Source organism: Micromonospora sp. BS32, from assembly GCF_059089345.1.
The window spans coordinates 88029-102875 of the sequence record NZ_JBSSHR010000003.1 but is presented as its reverse complement, the minus strand read 5'-3'; the positions used below and the strand labels follow the sequence as shown (position 1 = coordinate 102875).

15 protein-coding genes are annotated in these 14847 nt (G+C 73.9%); 10 read left to right on the top strand and 5 right to left on the bottom strand.

Going from position 1 to position 14847, the window contains the following annotated elements:
• The first annotated feature begins 25 nt into the window (after positions 1 to 25).
• Entirely contained in the window at positions 26 to 526 is a 501-nt protein-coding gene (locus AC5RWQ_RS05975) for an SLOG cluster 4 domain-containing protein (protein ID WP_494281728.1), read from the top strand.
• 16 nt (positions 527 to 542) lie between these two features.
• Here the strand turns inward: AC5RWQ_RS05975 and AC5RWQ_RS05970 are convergent, their stop codons facing one another.
• Entirely contained in the window at positions 543 to 1085 is a 543-nt protein-coding gene (locus AC5RWQ_RS05970) for a DapH/DapD/GlmU-related protein (protein ID WP_494281727.1), read from the bottom strand.
• Positions 1086 to 1239: 154 nt separating this feature from the next.
• Between AC5RWQ_RS05970 and AC5RWQ_RS05965 the strand changes: the two genes are divergently transcribed.
• Genes AC5RWQ_RS05965 through AC5RWQ_RS05955 form a run of 3 tightly spaced genes read left to right on the top strand, consistent with a single transcriptional unit; the run spans position 1240 to position 2582 of the window.
• Positions 1240 to 1590 (top strand): hypothetical protein, encoded by a 351-nt coding sequence (locus AC5RWQ_RS05965; protein ID WP_494281726.1) that lies wholly within the window; start codon positions 1240 to 1242, stop codon positions 1588 to 1590.
• A gap of 20 nt (positions 1591 to 1610) precedes the next feature.
• On the top strand, positions 1611 to 1985 hold the full coding sequence (locus AC5RWQ_RS05960) for a nucleoside triphosphate pyrophosphohydrolase family protein (RefSeq protein WP_494281725.1): 375 nt from the start codon (positions 1611 to 1613) through the stop codon (positions 1983 to 1985).
• A gap of 39 nt (positions 1986 to 2024) precedes the next feature.
• Positions 2025 to 2582, top strand: a complete 558-nt coding sequence (locus AC5RWQ_RS05955; protein ID WP_494281724.1) for a dihydrofolate reductase family protein — start codon at positions 2025 to 2027, stop codon at positions 2580 to 2582.
• Between the two features lie 16 nt (positions 2583 to 2598).
• Here the strand turns inward: AC5RWQ_RS05955 and AC5RWQ_RS05950 are convergent, their stop codons facing one another.
• Positions 2599 to 3954 (bottom strand): BTAD domain-containing putative transcriptional regulator, encoded by a 1356-nt coding sequence (locus tag AC5RWQ_RS05950; protein ID WP_494281723.1) that lies wholly within the window; start codon positions 3952 to 3954, stop codon positions 2599 to 2601.
• 192 nt (positions 3955 to 4146) lie between these two features.
• On the opposite strand from AC5RWQ_RS05950, the gene AC5RWQ_RS05945 reads away from it, so the two are divergent.
• Positions 4147 to 4671 (top strand): hypothetical protein, encoded by a 525-nt coding sequence (locus AC5RWQ_RS05945; protein ID WP_494281722.1) that lies wholly within the window; start codon positions 4147 to 4149, stop codon positions 4669 to 4671.
• Positions 4672 to 4674: 3 nt separating this feature from the next.
• On the opposite strand, the gene AC5RWQ_RS05940 is transcribed toward AC5RWQ_RS05945, so the two are convergent.
• Positions 4675 to 5898, bottom strand: coding sequence for an MFS transporter (locus tag AC5RWQ_RS05940; RefSeq protein WP_494281721.1), 1224 nt, complete (start codon positions 5896 to 5898; stop codon positions 4675 to 4677).
• The gene (locus AC5RWQ_RS05935; RefSeq protein WP_494281720.1) at positions 5895 to 7457 is read right to left on the bottom strand and encodes a class I adenylate-forming enzyme family protein; all 1563 of its coding nucleotides are present in this window, start codon (positions 7455 to 7457) and stop codon (positions 5895 to 5897) included. Before AC5RWQ_RS05935 ends, AC5RWQ_RS05940 begins: the two co-directional genes overlap by 4 nt.
• 362 nt (positions 7458 to 7819) lie before the next feature.
• Here AC5RWQ_RS05935 and AC5RWQ_RS05930 point away from each other — a divergent pair, with 362 nt between their 5' ends.
• From AC5RWQ_RS05930 to AC5RWQ_RS05910, 5 genes are all read left to right on the top strand, one after another.
• Positions 7820 to 9103 carry an SGNH/GDSL hydrolase family protein gene (locus AC5RWQ_RS05930; protein WP_494282023.1) on the top strand — a complete coding sequence of 428 codons (1284 nt, stop codon included), beginning with the start codon at positions 7820 to 7822 and terminating at the stop codon, positions 9101 to 9103.
• Positions 9104 to 9164: 61 nt separating this feature from the next.
• Positions 9165 to 10397: a cytochrome P450 gene (locus AC5RWQ_RS05925; protein WP_494282022.1), complete on the top strand. Its 1233-nt coding sequence runs from the start codon at positions 9165 to 9167 to the stop codon at positions 10395 to 10397.
• Entirely contained in the window at positions 10394 to 11359 is a 966-nt protein-coding gene (lipP1, locus tag AC5RWQ_RS05920) for a LipP1 family hormone-sensitive lipase (RefSeq protein ID WP_494281719.1), read from the top strand. Before AC5RWQ_RS05925 ends, lipP1 begins: the two co-directional genes overlap by 4 nt.
• Positions 11352 to 12446: an alpha-hydroxy acid oxidase gene (locus tag AC5RWQ_RS05915; RefSeq protein ID WP_494281718.1), complete on the top strand. Its 1095-nt coding sequence runs from the start codon at positions 11352 to 11354 to the stop codon at positions 12444 to 12446. Before lipP1 ends, AC5RWQ_RS05915 begins: the two co-directional genes overlap by 8 nt.
• A 1-nt stretch (position 12447) precedes the next feature.
• On the top strand, positions 12448 to 13791 hold the full coding sequence (locus AC5RWQ_RS05910) for an aminotransferase-like domain-containing protein (RefSeq protein WP_494281717.1): 1344 nt from the start codon (positions 12448 to 12450) through the stop codon (positions 13789 to 13791).
• Here the strand turns inward: AC5RWQ_RS05910 and AC5RWQ_RS05905 are convergent.
• Positions 13769 to 14824 (bottom strand): LacI family DNA-binding transcriptional regulator, encoded by a 1056-nt coding sequence (locus AC5RWQ_RS05905; protein WP_494281716.1) that lies wholly within the window; start codon positions 14822 to 14824, stop codon positions 13769 to 13771. The two genes, AC5RWQ_RS05910 and AC5RWQ_RS05905, sit on opposite strands and share 23 nt — an antisense overlap.
• Between the last annotated feature and the right edge of the window lie 23 nt (positions 14825 to 14847).

The window sequence follows — 14847 nt, the reverse complement described above, 5'->3', positions numbered from 1 at the left end:
CCTCGTGCGGGGGCATGATGGGCGGATGGTGCAGGTGGCGGTCTGCGGGCCGGCGTCCGCGACGGAGACCGAGCTGGCGTACGCCCGCCGGGTGGGGGAGCTGCTCGCCGCGCGCGGGGCGACGGTGCTCTGCGGAGGCGGCGGCGGGGTGATGGCCGCCGTCGCCGCCGGCGCCCGCTCCCGCGCCGGCCTGGTGATCGGGGTACGCCCCGACGACGGCACCGCGCCCGGCCCGGTCGCGGACGTCTCGGCGACCGTGGTGACCAACCTGGGACAGGCCCGCAACGCGGTGCTGGTGTGGAGCGCCGACGCGGTGATCGCGGTCGGCGGCTCGTGGGGCACGCTCAGCGAGGTGGCGCTCGCCCTGCGCCGGGGTGGCGTGCCGGTGGTGGTGCTGGGCGGCTGGCGGGTGGTGGACGCGGACGGCCACCCGGTCCGGGGCCCGGAGCACGTCGACCTCCCCGAGGAGGCGGTCCGGGTGGCGCTGTCCCGCGTCGGGCGAGCCGGGAGCGGCCGGTCCTCGTAGTTGTTCCTGAGGTCGGTCACCACCGTCGGTGCATGGTTGCCTTGGTGCCGGTCACCAGGCTCGCCGGCGGAACGTCATCGGCCACGACCGCGCCAGCGGCTACCACGGCATCACGGCCAATGCTGACGCCGGGCAGGATCGTGGCGCCGGCGCCGATCCACACGTTCTCCGCCACGTCGATGGGCGCGCCGGTGAGGTACAGCCGCCGCTCCTCGGGATCGACCGGGTGTCCGCTGGTGATGAACGTGACCTTCGGGCCGACCATCACGCGCTCGCCGAGCCGGATGCCGGCGTAGTCCAGGAACGTGCAGTTCTGGTTGATGAACACGCGCTCGGCGAGGTCGAGGTGGAGGCCGTGATCCGTGTAGAAGGGCGGATAGATCGTGACTCTCGCCGGCAGCGGCTTGCCGAGAATCTGTTCGAACAGTTCTGCCTTGCCCGCTTCGTCCTCGAAGGGCAGGACGTTCAGGCGGGAGGTGAGTTGGGTGACCTGCAGGACCCTCTCGGCCATGGCCTGGAACTCGGCGCTGTGGATGCGCATGAGACGGTCGCTGGACATCCCCTACAACTACCACCGACCCCACCGGGCAGTCGACCGCCAACCACCCGCACCACGACTCAGCGTAAGCGTCAGCAACGTCCTTGCCTCCTCCACCTGGTCCGCTGTCGGGGGTGGTGCACGGGCGTAGACAGCAGCAGGACAAACTGGACGGATGACGCGTCGTGCCGGCCTGACCCCCATGGCGCACTTCGTGCTGCGCGCGTCCGACGGGGACGCGCCGCTGCCGGAGCTCGCCGACGCCTGGGTGCGCGCCGGGAAGCGGTCGTCGCGCCTGGACGAGGCCCTGCCCGCGCTCGCCCGGGCCCTGGCCGACCTGGTGGCCGACGGGCTGGTCGAAGTACGCCGCTTCCGCACCTGGCCGGCCGGCTGGGACGGCGGCGCGCCGGTCGACGGCGACCGGCTGGATGCCGACACCCGCCAGCCCGGCACCTGGCTGCCGGGTCCGGCCCGCGACGGCCTGCTGGTCGCCCGGCTCACCGCGCGGGGCCGCGAACACCGCTGACGGTCGGGTAACTTCCGATCATGGATCTCGCCGACCTCCAGTCCCGCGCGAAGGCCGTCGCCGACCGGTACGACCAGCACCATCGCGCCGCCGGACGGGAGCCCTGGGGCGGCCCCGAGTTCGCCCTCGGTTTCGTCGGCGACGTCGGTGACCTCGCCAAGCTGGTGCTGGCCGTCGAGGGGCGACGGGACATCGCCGACGCCCGGGACCGGCTGGCGCACGAGCTGGCCGACTGCCTCTGGTCGGTGCTCGTCCTCGCCGACCGGTACGACGTGGACCTGGTCACCGAGTTCCGCCGGATGACCGCCGGCGTCGAGCGGCACCTTGACGAGCGGGACGGGTCGGCCGCCCGGTTCGCCGACACGGGCGGCGAGCGGCGGAACCTGTCGGAGTGAGCTGCCAGACTGGCCACCTACCGACCGGGGGAGGACCGGATGCGCAAGATCATCCTGTGGATGTCGGTGTCGCTCGACGGCTACTTCGAGGGGCCGGAGCACCAGCTCGACTGGCACCGGGTCGACCACGAGCTGCACGCGTACTTCAACACCGAGCTGGCCGGCATGGGCGCGTTCCTCGACGGCCGGCGCACCTTCGAGCTGATGGCCGGCTTCTGGCCGACCGCCGACCAGGATCCGGCGGCCAGCGCGACGGTGCGCGAGTTCGCCGGGATCTGGCGGGACATGCCGAAGGTGGTCTACTCCCGCACGCTGCGACACGCCGACTGGAACACCACGATCGTGCGGGACGTCGTGCCGGAGGAGGTACACGCGCTCAAGGCCCAGCCGGGCGGTGACCTGGTGCTCGGCGGGGCGGAGCTGGCCGCCACCTTCCGGGAGCGGGGGCTGATCGACGAGTACCGGATCTTCGTGCACCCGGTGCTGATCGGCCGTGGCGTGCTGCTGTTCCCGCCGTCGGACACAACCGCCGACCTGCGGCTGGTCGAGTCCCGGGCGTTCGGCAACGGCGTGGTGATGCTGCGCTACCAGGTGTAGTCGCCGCCCGCCCGGCTCAGGCGCTGCGACAGGGCGCGGTGGCCTCCGGCCGGCCGCAGGTGGCCAGGCTGCACCAGCGCCGCATGCCGGTCTCGTCGAGGAACAGCCAGCCGCACCGCGCGTCGGGGCAGACCCGGATCGTCAGCCGTCGCGGGTCGGCCAACAGCTCGGCACCGCTCCACGCCGCCGCGTGCACCGGCAGCCGCAGCCCGGCGACGAGGTCCGGCCGCCAGCGGCCCCGCCCGTCGGCCTCCTGGCGGAAGCGCATTGTCGTGGCGGCGTCCTCGGCGTACCGGGCGACCGCGTCGAAGGCTCGATGGTCCTCCGGGTCGGTCAGGCACGCGTACAGCCGGGCGCGCAGCGCGCGTGCCTCGTCGAGCGCGGCGGCCGCCCGAACCGGATCGCGCCGGGCGAGCTCGAGCAGGCGGCCCACGGCGACCTCGTCGGCCAGCCCCACGTGACTGGTCCAGACCGCCAGGGTCCGGTAACCGCGCAGCCACTCCGCGCCGGGCATCGGCGGCTGGTGGCCCCACCCGGCGAAGGTGTTGCAGAACTCCAGCGCCGGATGCCCGCCGACGCTCCACGGCAGCGCCTCCCCGCGGACCCGCACCTCGTACACCGGCCGGCCGGTGCGTTCCAACCGGGGGTCGGCGCGCAGGATCCACCGGTGCACCTCCCGCAGCCGGTCGCCCGGCTCGACTCCCAGGTCGTCCACCAGCGTCCGTCGGGTGCTGCGGTACAGCCGCAGGGCGTCGGCCTGCCGGTCGCCCCGGTACAGCGCGGTCATCAGGGTGGCGACCAGGTGTTCCCGGGTCGGGTGCCGGTCCGCCAGCGGGCTCAACTCGGTCACCACCCGGGCGTGCTGGCCCAGCGCGAGCCGGGCCTCGGCGCGCAGCTCGACGCCGGTGAGCCGGCGCTCCTCCAGCGGACCGTGCAGCCGTTCCCGCAACTCGTCGTCGGCGGTGTCGGCGAGCAGCGGCCCGCGCAACAGCACCAGCGCCCCGTCCAGCAGCCGGACCCGCTCGGCTGGGTCGGTGCTGGCGGCGGCCCGGTCCACCAGCCGGGTGAACTCCACCGCGTCCACCCGGTGCCCGTCGGGTTCCAGCAGGTAGCCGTCGCCCCGGGTGGTGATCCGGACCTGATAAGGGGCCAGCGACGCCCGCAACCGCCCGATGTACGTGTGCACGGCGCCCCGGGCCGAGGCCGGTGGGCGGCCGTTCCACAGCAGGTCGATGAGTCGGTCGGTGCTTACCAGGTGACCCACGTCGAGCAGCAGCACGGCCAGGATGCACCGTTCCTGGCGACGGCTGCCGAGGTCGACCGGCCTGCCGTCGTGGCGGGCCTCGAACGGCCCGAGCAGTCGGAACTCCATACCCCTGTGACCGTCTGGCCCTGTGGACAGGTTGTCGGGGCCGGTGATCCGGTGGTGACCGCGGCGGGCCGGCGGGCCCCGGCGGGCCTCGGCGGGGCGCGTCGACGCGGACCGACGCCGCCGCAGTGGTCAGGGCGTGGTGAGCGCCGGCGGTGATGGTGGGGGCTTGCTGACACCGAGCAAGGAGCAGACATGCGTAGGAGAATGAGCGTTGCGACCCTGCTGGCGATGGTCGCAGTCGTCGCGGCCGGGCCGGCGCCGGCGTCCGCCGCGACGACGGAGGTGACGCACGGCTGGGTGCCTGCCCCGCAGGCGCCCTTCGACCAGCCCGCCGGGGCGCGGTGCGACTTCGCCATCCACAGCGAAGCCGTCCGCGACGAGGTCCGCAAGCTCGTGCTGGACACCAACCCGGACGGCTCGCCGCGCCGGGAGTTGTACGCCGGAGATCTGATCGTCGAGGTGACCAACACCGAGAGCGGGGCGACCACCCAGGTGGACGCCAGCGGCACCGCGATGATCGAGTACTTCCCGGACGGGTCGATGACGTGGTACGCCAACGGCCCCGCGCTCTTCGGCTTCCGGGAGAACGGCGGCACCCTGCCGCGCGGCTACTGGCTCGTCGACGGGCAGTACGTGATGGAGTTCAGCCCGACGTTCTACAAGACCCTCACGCTGGTCCACGGCACGACGCACAACGTCTGCGACGACCTCGACTGATCGTCACGGCACGGGCGCGGCGGCCGGCGCGGCCGCCGCCCGCTCCGTGCGCCACCCCCCGAGCAGCAGCGGAGTGACGGTGAGCACCAGACACAGGGCCGACATCACCCACAGCGCGGGGACGAGGTCCAGCGCGGCCACCGACCACCCGCCCAGCAGCGCGCCGACCGGCAGCCCGAGGAACGCCACCGAACCCGCGATGCCCAGCACCCGGGTCTGCAACGCCTCCGGCACCCGCTCGTAGAGGGCCGCGCCGAGCAGCGGGTTCACCGCGGCGATCGCCACCCCGGACAGGAACGTCACGCCCAGCACCACCGCCAGCTCGTCGCTGAGCGCCAGCGCCAGCAACCGGGGGGTGCCGCTGGCCGCCACGCCGACCGCGAAGGTGAGCCGCCGGGGCAGCCGCGGCCCGGCCACCGTGAAGATCAGGTTTCCGAGCAGCGCGCCCCCGGAGAAGACCCCCAGCACCAGGCCGAAGCCGGCCGGGTCGCCGAAGACCTGCGCCACCCAGAGCGGGATGTAGACCGCGACGCTGGCGTTGGCGAACATGTTCAGCGCCGACACCACCACCAGCATGGTCAGCAGCACCCGGTCGGTGCGCAGGTAGGCGAAGCCGCCGCGCAGCGCCCGCAGGTAGCTCTCCCGCGGCGCCGGCTCCGTCGACGCCGGCGGATGCACGAGTACGCCGATCAGCAGCGCGCAGACCGCGAAGGTCGCCGCGTCGATCCAGATCGCCCGGGTCACCTCCACCCAGTCGATGAGCAGCCCGCCGAGCACCGCCCCGAAGAGGGTGACGCCCCGGCTCATCCCGTCGTAGGCCGACGTCAGCCGGATCAGCGACACCCCGGCCCGTTGGGCGGCCGGGCGGAACATGACGTGCTTGACCCGGTCGCCGATGCCGCGCAGCCCACCGGCCACCGCCACCATCGCGACCAGCGTGCCGAACCCCAGCCAGGGTGCCAGCGCGACCACCGCCATCACCGCCGCGCTGGCCGCGTCCGCCAGCACGGAGGTGCGCCGCACCCCGAACCGGTCCGCCCACGGGGTCGCCAGCGCGCTGGAGAGCATGTACGGCAGAGTCTCCGCCGCCGCCACCACGCCCATCTTCGTGGGGCTGCCGGTGGTCTCCAGCACCAGCCAGGGGATGGCCACCACCGAGATGCGGGTGCCCAGGTTGGAGATCAGGTCGGCGGTGACCAGGGTGTACAGCTCCCGGCGCGGGTTCACGCCGGACTGCCGATCACCGTCGGGGCGACCTCCTCCGTCGGCGGATGAGCGGCGGCGTAGCGGGCCCGCAGGGCGTTCTTGTCCACCTTGGCCGACCGGTTCAGCGGCAGCCGGTCGACGAACTCCACCCCGCCGGGCGCCCAGGTGTCGCTCAGCTCGGCGGTCACGAGCGCGATCAGCTCGTCCCCGGTCACCGTCCCGCTGGGAGCCGGCACCACGAAGGCGTACGGCAGCTCGCCGGCCACCGGGTCGGGCACGCCGATCACCGCGGCGGCGCGTACCCCGGGGTGGCCGGCGAGGACGTCCTCGATCGGCCGGGAGTAGATCGGCCAGCTGCGCTGCCGGGTGAGGATCCGGTCCTGCAACCGGTCCACCAGGTAGAGGTAGCCGTCGGTGTCCAGGTGACCGACGTCGCGGGTGCGGACCCAGCCGTCGACCAGCGTCTCGGCGGTCAGCTCCGGCTGACCGTGGTAGCCGACGAAGCTGAGGTTGGTACGGACCCAGACCTCGCCGTCCTCGCCTGCCGGCAGCGCCCGCCCGTCGGCGTCGCGGATCTCGACCGTCACGTCCCCGTACGGCCGGCCGCAGGAGCGCAGCCGCTCCGGATGCTCCGGGTCCTCGCTGAGGCCGGGCAGAGCGCAGATCACGACGGCCTCGGAAAGGCCGTACACGATCCGCAGGCACGGGCCGAAGCGGGCGATCGCCTGGCGCAGCCGGGCGGGCGCGGCGGGGCCGGCGCCCACGTTGAACATGAACATGACGGAGAAGTCGGCGCCGTCCAGGGCCGGGTGGTCGAGCACCTCGTAGAGCATCGGCGGGGTGACGAAGGTGGAGGTGAGCCGCTCGGTGTCGACGGTGCGGATGAACGCCGCCGGATCCCACTGCTGGCGCAGGAAGAGCACCCCGCCGGTGAAGAGGTTGAACAGCGTGGTGATCTGCCCGCTGGCCAGCCACATCGGCGAATGCGAAAGGTGCCGCAGCAGCGGGAAGCCGGCGCCGCGGAAGTCGGCCGCGAGGGCGAGCACCTGTCGGTAGAAGCTCTCCCGGTGGTGCACCAGCTTCGGAGTCCCGGTGGTGCCGCTGGTCTGCAGGAACGACTCCGGCGTGGGCACCCGGTCGGGCAGGTCGACCCCGGTGACGGGGGTCAGCTCCGCGCCCAGCCGCAGCACCGGCACCCCGGCCAGCGAGGCGGCGAGCTCCGCGCCGAGGCCGTCGTCGGCGTGGTGCACGAACACCTCGGGCCGGGCCAGCCGGGCGAACTCGTCGACCTCCCGGCGGGAGGTCACCGGCGCGATCCACATGGTCCGGCAGCCCAGCAGGTGCAGGGCGAGCTGGAGCAGCGGCCCCTCGACGGCGTTGCCGAGCATCACCAGCACCGCCGCGCCGGGGCGTACCCCGTGGGTGGTCAGTGCGGCGGCCAGGCCGCGCACCTCCGCGGCGACCTCGGCGTAGCTGAGCCGGCGGCCGTCGCCGACCAGCGCCTCCCGGTCGCCGAAGCCGGCGAACAGCGTGAGCGCGTCATGCACGTAGGTGGTGGATCGGTCGGCACCCTCGGTCATCGCACAGCCCCCAGGTCGATGCGGTGGCGGTCGACGCCGCGGCCCGGTGGGACGCGCCGCGGCGACCGGCCGGTGGTGACGTCCGGGCAGGTCGGAGCGCCCGGGACGCGACGGGGTGCGCGAGTTGGCGACCGCACCGCCGCCGACTGCGAGCCTAGGCGCGCAGCGGTGCCGGGGGACAGAGCCGAACGGCGTCCGGCGGCACCCCGCGGACATTCGATCATGTCGATCGGGTTGATTGACGCCCGTCAGCGCCAGCGGCTAGGTTTCTGGACCATCGTCCGGGCGGTGCGTCAATGGACTCCGGCCCTGGGCGGGCAGACCATGGAGGTTCAATGTCGACCCCGAAGAGATGGCACGTCATAGCGTCCGCGGCCGCGTTGCTGGTGGTGGGCGCCCCGGCGGTGGTGGCCAGCGCCGGTCCGTCCGACACCGACACCGTCCAGCACCCCCGGGCCGAGTGGGCGGGCAGCTGGGCCGCGGCGGTCACCCGCGGCAACACCGTCGGCCTGACCAACACCGGCCTGAACAACCAGAGCATCCGGATGACCGTGCACACCTCGGTCGGCGGCGACCGGGTGCGGGTGCGGCTGAGCAACCTCTACGGCGAGCAGGCGGTCAAGGTCGGGCACGCGACCGTCGCCCGGCCGAACACCACGACCCCCGACGACCGGTCCGACATCGACGCCGCCACGCTGCGCGAGCTGACCTTCGGCGGCGCCGCCTCGGCCACCATGAACAAGGGCGCCGAGCTGCTCAGCGACCCGCTCGACTTCCCGGTGGACGAGCAGGAGGACCTGGTGGTCACCCTGCACTTTCCGGTGCTGACCGGGCCGGTGACCTTCCACGGCCAGTCCAAGGTCACCAACTTCATCGGGGCCACCGACCTGACCACCGCCGCCGACGGCACCGGCTTCACCATCCGGCCGAACTGCTGCTGGATGTTCCTCTCCGGGGTCGACGTGGAGCGCCGGCACACCCCGGGCTCGGTGGTCGTCTTCGGCGACTCGATCGGCGACGGCAACGGCAGCACCGTCAACGCCAACAAGCGCTGGCCCGACCTGCTCGCCGACCGGCTGATCGACACCCGTCCGGAGGTGCGCACCCCCGGCGTGCTCAACCTGAGCCTGGCCGGCAACCGGCTCAACCACGAGGGCCCCGAGCCGGGCGCGGGCGGCTTCCCCGGCTACAACGAGCTCGGCCCGAACGCCCTCGCCCGGCTCAACGAGGACGTCTTCCCGCAGACCGGGGTGGAGACCCTGGTGACCCACCTCGGCATCAACGACATCTGGATGTCCGACGACTCCGCCGAGAGCATCATCGCCGCCCTGCGGCAGATCAACCAGCAGGCCAAGGAGCGCGGCCTGCGCAGCCTGGTCGGGACGATCACGCCGTACGAGGGCAACGGCGGCCCGGGGGTGTGGACGCCGGAGAAGGACGCCACCCGGCAGGCGGTCAACACCTGGCTCCGGACCCAGGGCGCGAGTGAGTTCGACGGGGTACTGGACTTCGACGCCGTGCTGCGCGACCCGGCGCAGCCCAGCCGGCTGCTGCCGGCGTACGACTCGGGTGACCACATCCACCCGAACGACGACGGCAACCAGGCGATGGCCGACGCCGTACCGCTACGACTGCTGGGTCTGTGACACCGGTGGGGCGGCGGGGGTGACCCGGCCGCCCCACCGTCCATCCTGGGGAGGAAGCACCATCGTGGACGTCGACGAGATCCTGACCGGCCTCTACAGCGAGCAGGGCCGGCAGAACCCCTATCCCTGGTACGCGGCCCTGCACGCGCACGGCCCGATCAGCGCCATCCCGACCCGCCCCGAGCACAGCACCGTCTCCGCCGTCGCCGCCGGGTACGACCTGGTCGACCAGGTGCTCCGCGACCCGCAGTGGTGCAAGGGCGCCCCGCCCGGCTGGCAGGACCAGGAGATCCTGCGGACCTTCATGTCCTCGATGATGTTCACCGACCCGCCGGACCACACCCGGATGCGGGCGGTGTTCGCGAAGACCTTCACGCCGCGGCGGCTCGGCGCGCTGGAACCGGTGATCGTCCGGGTCGTCGACACCATGCTCGACCGGATCGCCGAGGCCGGCGCCGGCGGCGCCGAGGTCGACTTCGTCGCCGACTTCGCGTACCCGGTGCCGGCGCTGGTGATGGCCGAGTTCATCGGCCTGCCCGAGGCCGACCTGCCCTGGTACCGGCAGCGGGTCGACTGGATCGACGAGTTCATGGACGTGGCCGGCAAGACCCCGGAACGCCTCGCCCGGGCGAACCAGGCCGCGGCGGAGCTGCGCGGCTACTACCGGGAGCTGATCGGGCACCGGCGCCGGCAGCCCGGCGAGGACCTGATCAGCGGGCTGGTCGAGGCGCTGGACTCCGGCGACGTGGAGCTGACCGAGGAAGAGCTGATCAGCAACCTGATCGTCCTGTTCAACGCGAGCTTCGTGACCACCGTCTACATGTTCAGCAACGGCCTGCCGCTGCTGCTCGCCCACCCGGACACCGTCGCCGCGCTGCCCGGCGACGACGGGCTGGCCCGCGGCTGCGTCGATGAGGTGCTGCGGATGGAGAGCCCGGTGCACTTCCTGGCCCGGGCCGCGCCGAGGGACACCGTCCTCGGCGGCGTGCCGGTCCGCCAGGGCGAGAACGTGCTGCTGATCATCGCCGGGGCGAACCGCGACCCGGCCCGGTTCCCCGACCCGGACCGCTTCGACCCGCGACGGTCCGGCCCGCCGTCGCTGGCCTTCGGCGTCGGCCTGCACTTCTGCCTCGGCTCGGCGGTCTCCAAGCTGGAGGGGCGGCTCGCGCTGCCCCGGCTCCTCGCCCGCTTCCCGGAGTTGACCGTGACCCGGACGCCCAGCTACAGCGGGAGCCTCTTCCTGCGCGGCATCGACAAGCTTTTCGTCTCGACCGGCGGACAGGAGCGGGCATGACCGTCGACCCTCAGGTGGTCGCGTACCGGGCCGCGCGCGCGGCCGCCGGCACGCCGCCGCTGTACACCCAGACCCTGGCCGAGGCCCGCGCCGCCGACCTCGCCGCGATCCGCGCCGGCGGCGGCGACGTCGAGCCGGTGCACCAGGTACGCGACACGCAGGTCCCCGGCCCGGGCGGTGACCTTCCGGTACGGATCCACCGCCCGGCCGGCGGCGGGCCGATGCCGACGCTGGTCTGGTTCTTCGGCGGTGGCTGGACGTTGGGCAGCGTGGACACCGCGGACGGGATCTGCCGCCGGCTGGCCAACGCGACGCCCTGCCAGGTGGTGACGGTCGGCTACCGGCTCGCCCCGGAGCACCCGTTCCCGGCCGCCGTGCTGGACTGCCACGCGGCCACCGCCTGGCTGGCCGGGCACGCCGACGAGTTCGGCGTCGACCCGGACCGGCTGGTGGTGGGCGGGGACAGCGCCGGCGGCAACCTGGCGGCGGCGGTGACCCTGCTGGCCCGGTCCAAGGGTGGGCCCCGGCTCGCCGGGCAGCTGCTGGTCTACCCGAACACGGACCAGCGGCCCGGTCGTCGGCCGGTCGGGGAGGAGGACCCGCTGCTGTTCAACCGGCACTCCGTCGACTGGTACCGGGGGCACTACCTGGCCGACCCGGCCGACGCGGCGGACCCGCTCGCCTCGCCGCTGCTCGCCGAGGACCACTCCGGTCTGCCGCCCGCCCTGGTGGTCACCGCCGAGCACGATCCGCTGTGCGACGAGGGGGAGCGCTACGCCGAGCGGCTGCGGGAGGCCGGCGTCCCGGTCCGGCTGAGCGGCTACCCCGGGATGATCCACGGGTTCTTCGCCATGCCCGGGGTCTTCGACGCCGGCCGGCGGGCCCAGGATGAGGCGGCCACCTTCCTGCGGGAACGCTTCGCGCTCGTGGGGTCCGTCCCGGGCGGGTCCGACGATGCCTGACGCCGTCCCGCCGGTCTGCCTGGCGGACTTCGCCGAGCCGGCCCGGGCAGTGGTGCCGCCGGGGGTCTGGGACTACGTCAACGGCGGCAGCGGGGCGGAGATCACCCTCGCCGCGAACCGGGCCGCCCTGGACCGGGTCGCCGTGCTGCCCCGGATGCTCACCGGGGTGGAGAACTCCCGGACGACGGCCACCCTGCTCGGCCGGGAGCAGGCGATGCCGGTGGCGGTCGCGCCGATGGCGTACCAGCGGCTGCTGCACCCCGACGGCGAACTGGCCCTCGCCGCGGCGGCCGGCGCGGCCGGCGTGCCGTACGCGCTGAGCACCCTGAGCAGCACCCCGATCGAGGAGGTCACCGCCGCGACGGCGGGACCGGTCTGGTTCCAGCTGTACTGGCTGCGCGACCGGGCGCTGGTCGCCGAGCTGGTGGACCGGGCGCACATCGCCGGCTGCGCGGCGCTGGTGGTGACCGTCGACGTGCCGGTGCTCGGCCGGCGGCGGCGGGACGTCCGCAACGCCTTCGCGCTGCCGCCCGAGGTGACCGCGGCGAACCTGCCCGGCGGCCGGGACGACCTGGCCCACACCGGCACGCCCGGGGTGTCGGCGATCGCGGCGCACACCGGTGCGGTCTTCGCCCCCGCGCTCACCTGGGCCGACCTGGAGTGGCTGCGCGACCGTACCCCATTGCCGCTGCTGGTCAAGGGCGTCCTCGACCCCCGCGACGCGGTGCGGGCGGTGCAGGTCGGCGCGGACGCGGTGGTGGTCTCCAACCACGGCGGCCGCCAGCTCGACGGCGCCCCCGCCACCGCCGCCGTGCTGCCCGAGGTGGTCGCCGCGGTCGCCGGCCGGGCCGAGGTGCTGCTCGACAGCGGGGTGCGCGGCGGCACCGACGTGCTGCGCGCCCTGGCCCTCGGCGCGACCGGGGTGCTGCTGGGACGCCCGCTGCTCTGGGCGCTCGCCGCCGGCGGGCGGGCCGGCGCCGAGAAGGCGCTGGAGCTGCTCGCCGTCGAGCTGCGCGACGCCCTCACCCTCGCCGGCTGCGCCGACCCCGCCGCGGCCCGTCAGCTGCGCACGCTGACCGGAGGCTGACGTGGACGAACCGGTGGACCTGGAGCTCGCCACGCTGCACCCGGCGGTCGACGATCCGGCCCTGAACTCGATGAACTTCCTCAACGAGGTGGCGCAGCACTGGCCGGACGCGGTGTCGCTGGCCGCCGGCCGGCCGTACGAGGAGTTCTTCGACGACGACGCCCCGCGCCGCTGGCTGGACCGGTTCCGCCGGCACCTCGCCGAGGACCTCGGGCTGAGCCCCGAGCAGGTTCGGCGGACCCTGTTCCAGTACGGCCGGACCAAGGGGATCATCCACCATCTGGTCGCCCGCAACCTCGCCGTCGACGAGGGGGTACGCGTCGATCCCGAGGCGATCGTGGTGACCGTCGGCTGCCAGGAGGCGATGTTCCTGGTGCTGCGGGCGCTGCGGGCCGGCCCGCGGGACGTGCTGCTCGCGGTGGCCCCCACGTACGTCGGGCTGACCGGCGCGGCGCGGCTGGTGGACCTGCCGGTGCGCCCGGTGGCCGGCGGCCCGGCCGGCGTCGACCTGGCCGACCTGCGCGCCCAGGTGCGCCAGGCCCGGGCCGAGGGGCTGCGGCCCCGCGCCTGCTACGTGATGCCGGACTTCGCCAACCCGTCCGGGGCCAGTCTCAGCGTGGACGACCGGCGGCGGCTGCTCGACCTGGCCGCCGAGGAGGAGCTGCTGCTGATCGAGGACAACCCGTACGGGCTCTTCCCGGCGGGCGACGCCCGCCGGCTGCCGACGCTCAAGGCGCTGGACACCGGTCGTCGGGTGGTCTACCTGGGCTCGTTCGCCAAGACGGTGCTGCCCGGCGCACGGGTCGGCTATGCCATCGCCGACCAGCGGGTCGCCGGCCCGGACGGGACAGTCGGCCCGCTCGCCGACCAGCTCGGGAAGATCAAGAGCATGGTCACGGTGAACACCTCGGCGCTGGCCCAGGCGATGATCGGCGGGGCGCTGCTGGAGCACGACTACTCGCTGGTGGCCGCGAACGTCCGGGAGCGGGCCGCGTACGGCCGCAACCTGGCCCACCTGCTCGCCGGCCTGCGTCGGCGGTTCCCGGCGCCGTCGCCGGTGCGCTGGAACGCCCCGGCCGGTGGCTTCTTCGTGGTGGTCACCGTGCCGTTCCCCGTCGACGACACGCTGCTGCGCCGCTCGGCCGAGCGGCACGGGCTGCTCTGGACGCCGATGGCCCACTTCTACGACGACGGCGCCCCGGTGAACGCGCTGCGGCTGTCGGTCAGCGCGGTCACGCCCGAGCAGATCGACCTCGGCCTGGACCGGCTCGCCGCGCTGGTCGCCGCGGAGTCGGGTGCCGCCGGGGGCGGGCGGACTCTGCTCAGCCCGGGTGCGGCCCCCTGATCTCACCCGAGCCGCGGGGGATCAGCCGGCTCGCCACCAGGTGGGTCGTCGGCCGCCACTGTTCCCCGTCCAGCCGCCGGAAGATCAGCGACGCGGCGACCCGGCCCATCTCGGACGGGTTCTGGGCGACGACGGTGACCGCCGGCTGGAGGAGATCGGCGAGCGGGAAGTCGTCGAACCCGACGAGGGCGACCTCGTGCTCCCGACCGAGCTGCTGCAGCGCGCGGATCGCCCCGACGGTGACCAGGTTCTGCGCGGTGAACAGAGCGGTGGGCGCTGACCCGGCGGACAGCAGCCGGCGCACGGCCTCTTCGGAGGCCCGCTCGGTGTGCAGGTCGTGCACGATGCTGGCGGTCGACGGTCGGATGCCGTGGTCGCTGAGCGCTTCCTTGTAGCCCTGGAACCGCTGGCGGGCCGTCGGGATGGTCCGCAGGTCGCCCAGGTAGGCGATGTCGCGATGCCCGTGCCCGACCAGATGGCGCACGGCCGCAGCGGAGCCCTCCTGGTTGTCGGTGAGGACGGCGTCCACCGGCAGCCCGACCGGAGGTCGGTCGACGAACACCACCGGGGTGCCGGTGCTGACCTCGCCGGCGAGGTAGCTGTGGTCGTCGCTGGCGGGCACGACGACCAGGGCGTCGGCCTGCCGCATGGTGAAGGCGCGGACCAGGTCGCGTTCCCGCTCCGGATTCTCGTCCACGCTGCCGGCGAAGATCAGCACCCCCCGGTCCCGCGCGGCGTCCTCGATGGCCCGGTGCAGAGCGGCCGAGAAGGGGTTGGCCAGATCCTCCAGGACCGCGGCGATCGCCGCGCTGCGACCGCTCGATCGGCGCAGGCTGCTCGCGGTGAAGTTGGGCCGGTAGTCCAGTTGGGCGACCGCCCGCCGCACCGCGGCGGTCTTGGGCGCCGACACACCCGCCTCGCCGTTCACGACCCGGGAGGCGGTCTTCGTGCTGACACCGGCGAGCATCGCGACGTCCCGAAGCGTCGGTCGGGCCTTGGCTGTGCTCGTCGGCGTGTTGGCGGCGGTGTGCATGGGCGCTCCTACCGGGCAGGTGG

Bases quoted from the DNA above. Each gene is read 5' to 3' on its own strand.
- AC5RWQ_RS05945 (WP_494281722.1), top strand. From the start codon at position 4,147: ATGCGTAGGAGAATGAGCGTTGCGACCCTGCTGGCGATGGTCGCAGTC.
- AC5RWQ_RS05955 (WP_494281724.1), top strand. From the start codon at position 2,025: ATGCGCAAGATCATCCTGTGGATGTCGGTGTCGCTCGACGGCTACTTC.
- AC5RWQ_RS05935 (WP_494281720.1), bottom strand. From the start codon at position 7,457: ATGACCGAGGGTGCCGACCGATCCACCACCTACGTGCATGACGCGCTC.
- AC5RWQ_RS05970 (WP_494281727.1), bottom strand. From the start codon at position 1,085: ATGTCCAGCGACCGTCTCATGCGCATCCACAGCGCCGAGTTCCAGGCC.
- AC5RWQ_RS05975 (WP_494281728.1), top strand. From the start codon at position 26: ATGGTGCAGGTGGCGGTCTGCGGGCCGGCGTCCGCGACGGAGACCGAG.
- AC5RWQ_RS05950 (WP_494281723.1), bottom strand. From the start codon at position 3,954: ATGGAGTTCCGACTGCTCGGGCCGTTCGAGGCCCGCCACGACGGCAGG.
- AC5RWQ_RS05905 (WP_494281716.1), bottom strand. From the start codon at position 14,824: ATGCACACCGCCGCCAACACGCCGACGAGCACAGCCAAGGCCCGACCG.
- AC5RWQ_RS05915 (WP_494281718.1), top strand. From the start codon at position 11,352: ATGCCTGACGCCGTCCCGCCGGTCTGCCTGGCGGACTTCGCCGAGCCG.
- lipP1 (WP_494281719.1), top strand. From the start codon at position 10,394: ATGACCGTCGACCCTCAGGTGGTCGCGTACCGGGCCGCGCGCGCGGCC.
- AC5RWQ_RS05960 (WP_494281725.1), top strand. From the start codon at position 1,611: ATGGATCTCGCCGACCTCCAGTCCCGCGCGAAGGCCGTCGCCGACCGG.
- AC5RWQ_RS05965 (WP_494281726.1), top strand. From the start codon at position 1,240: ATGACGCGTCGTGCCGGCCTGACCCCCATGGCGCACTTCGTGCTGCGC.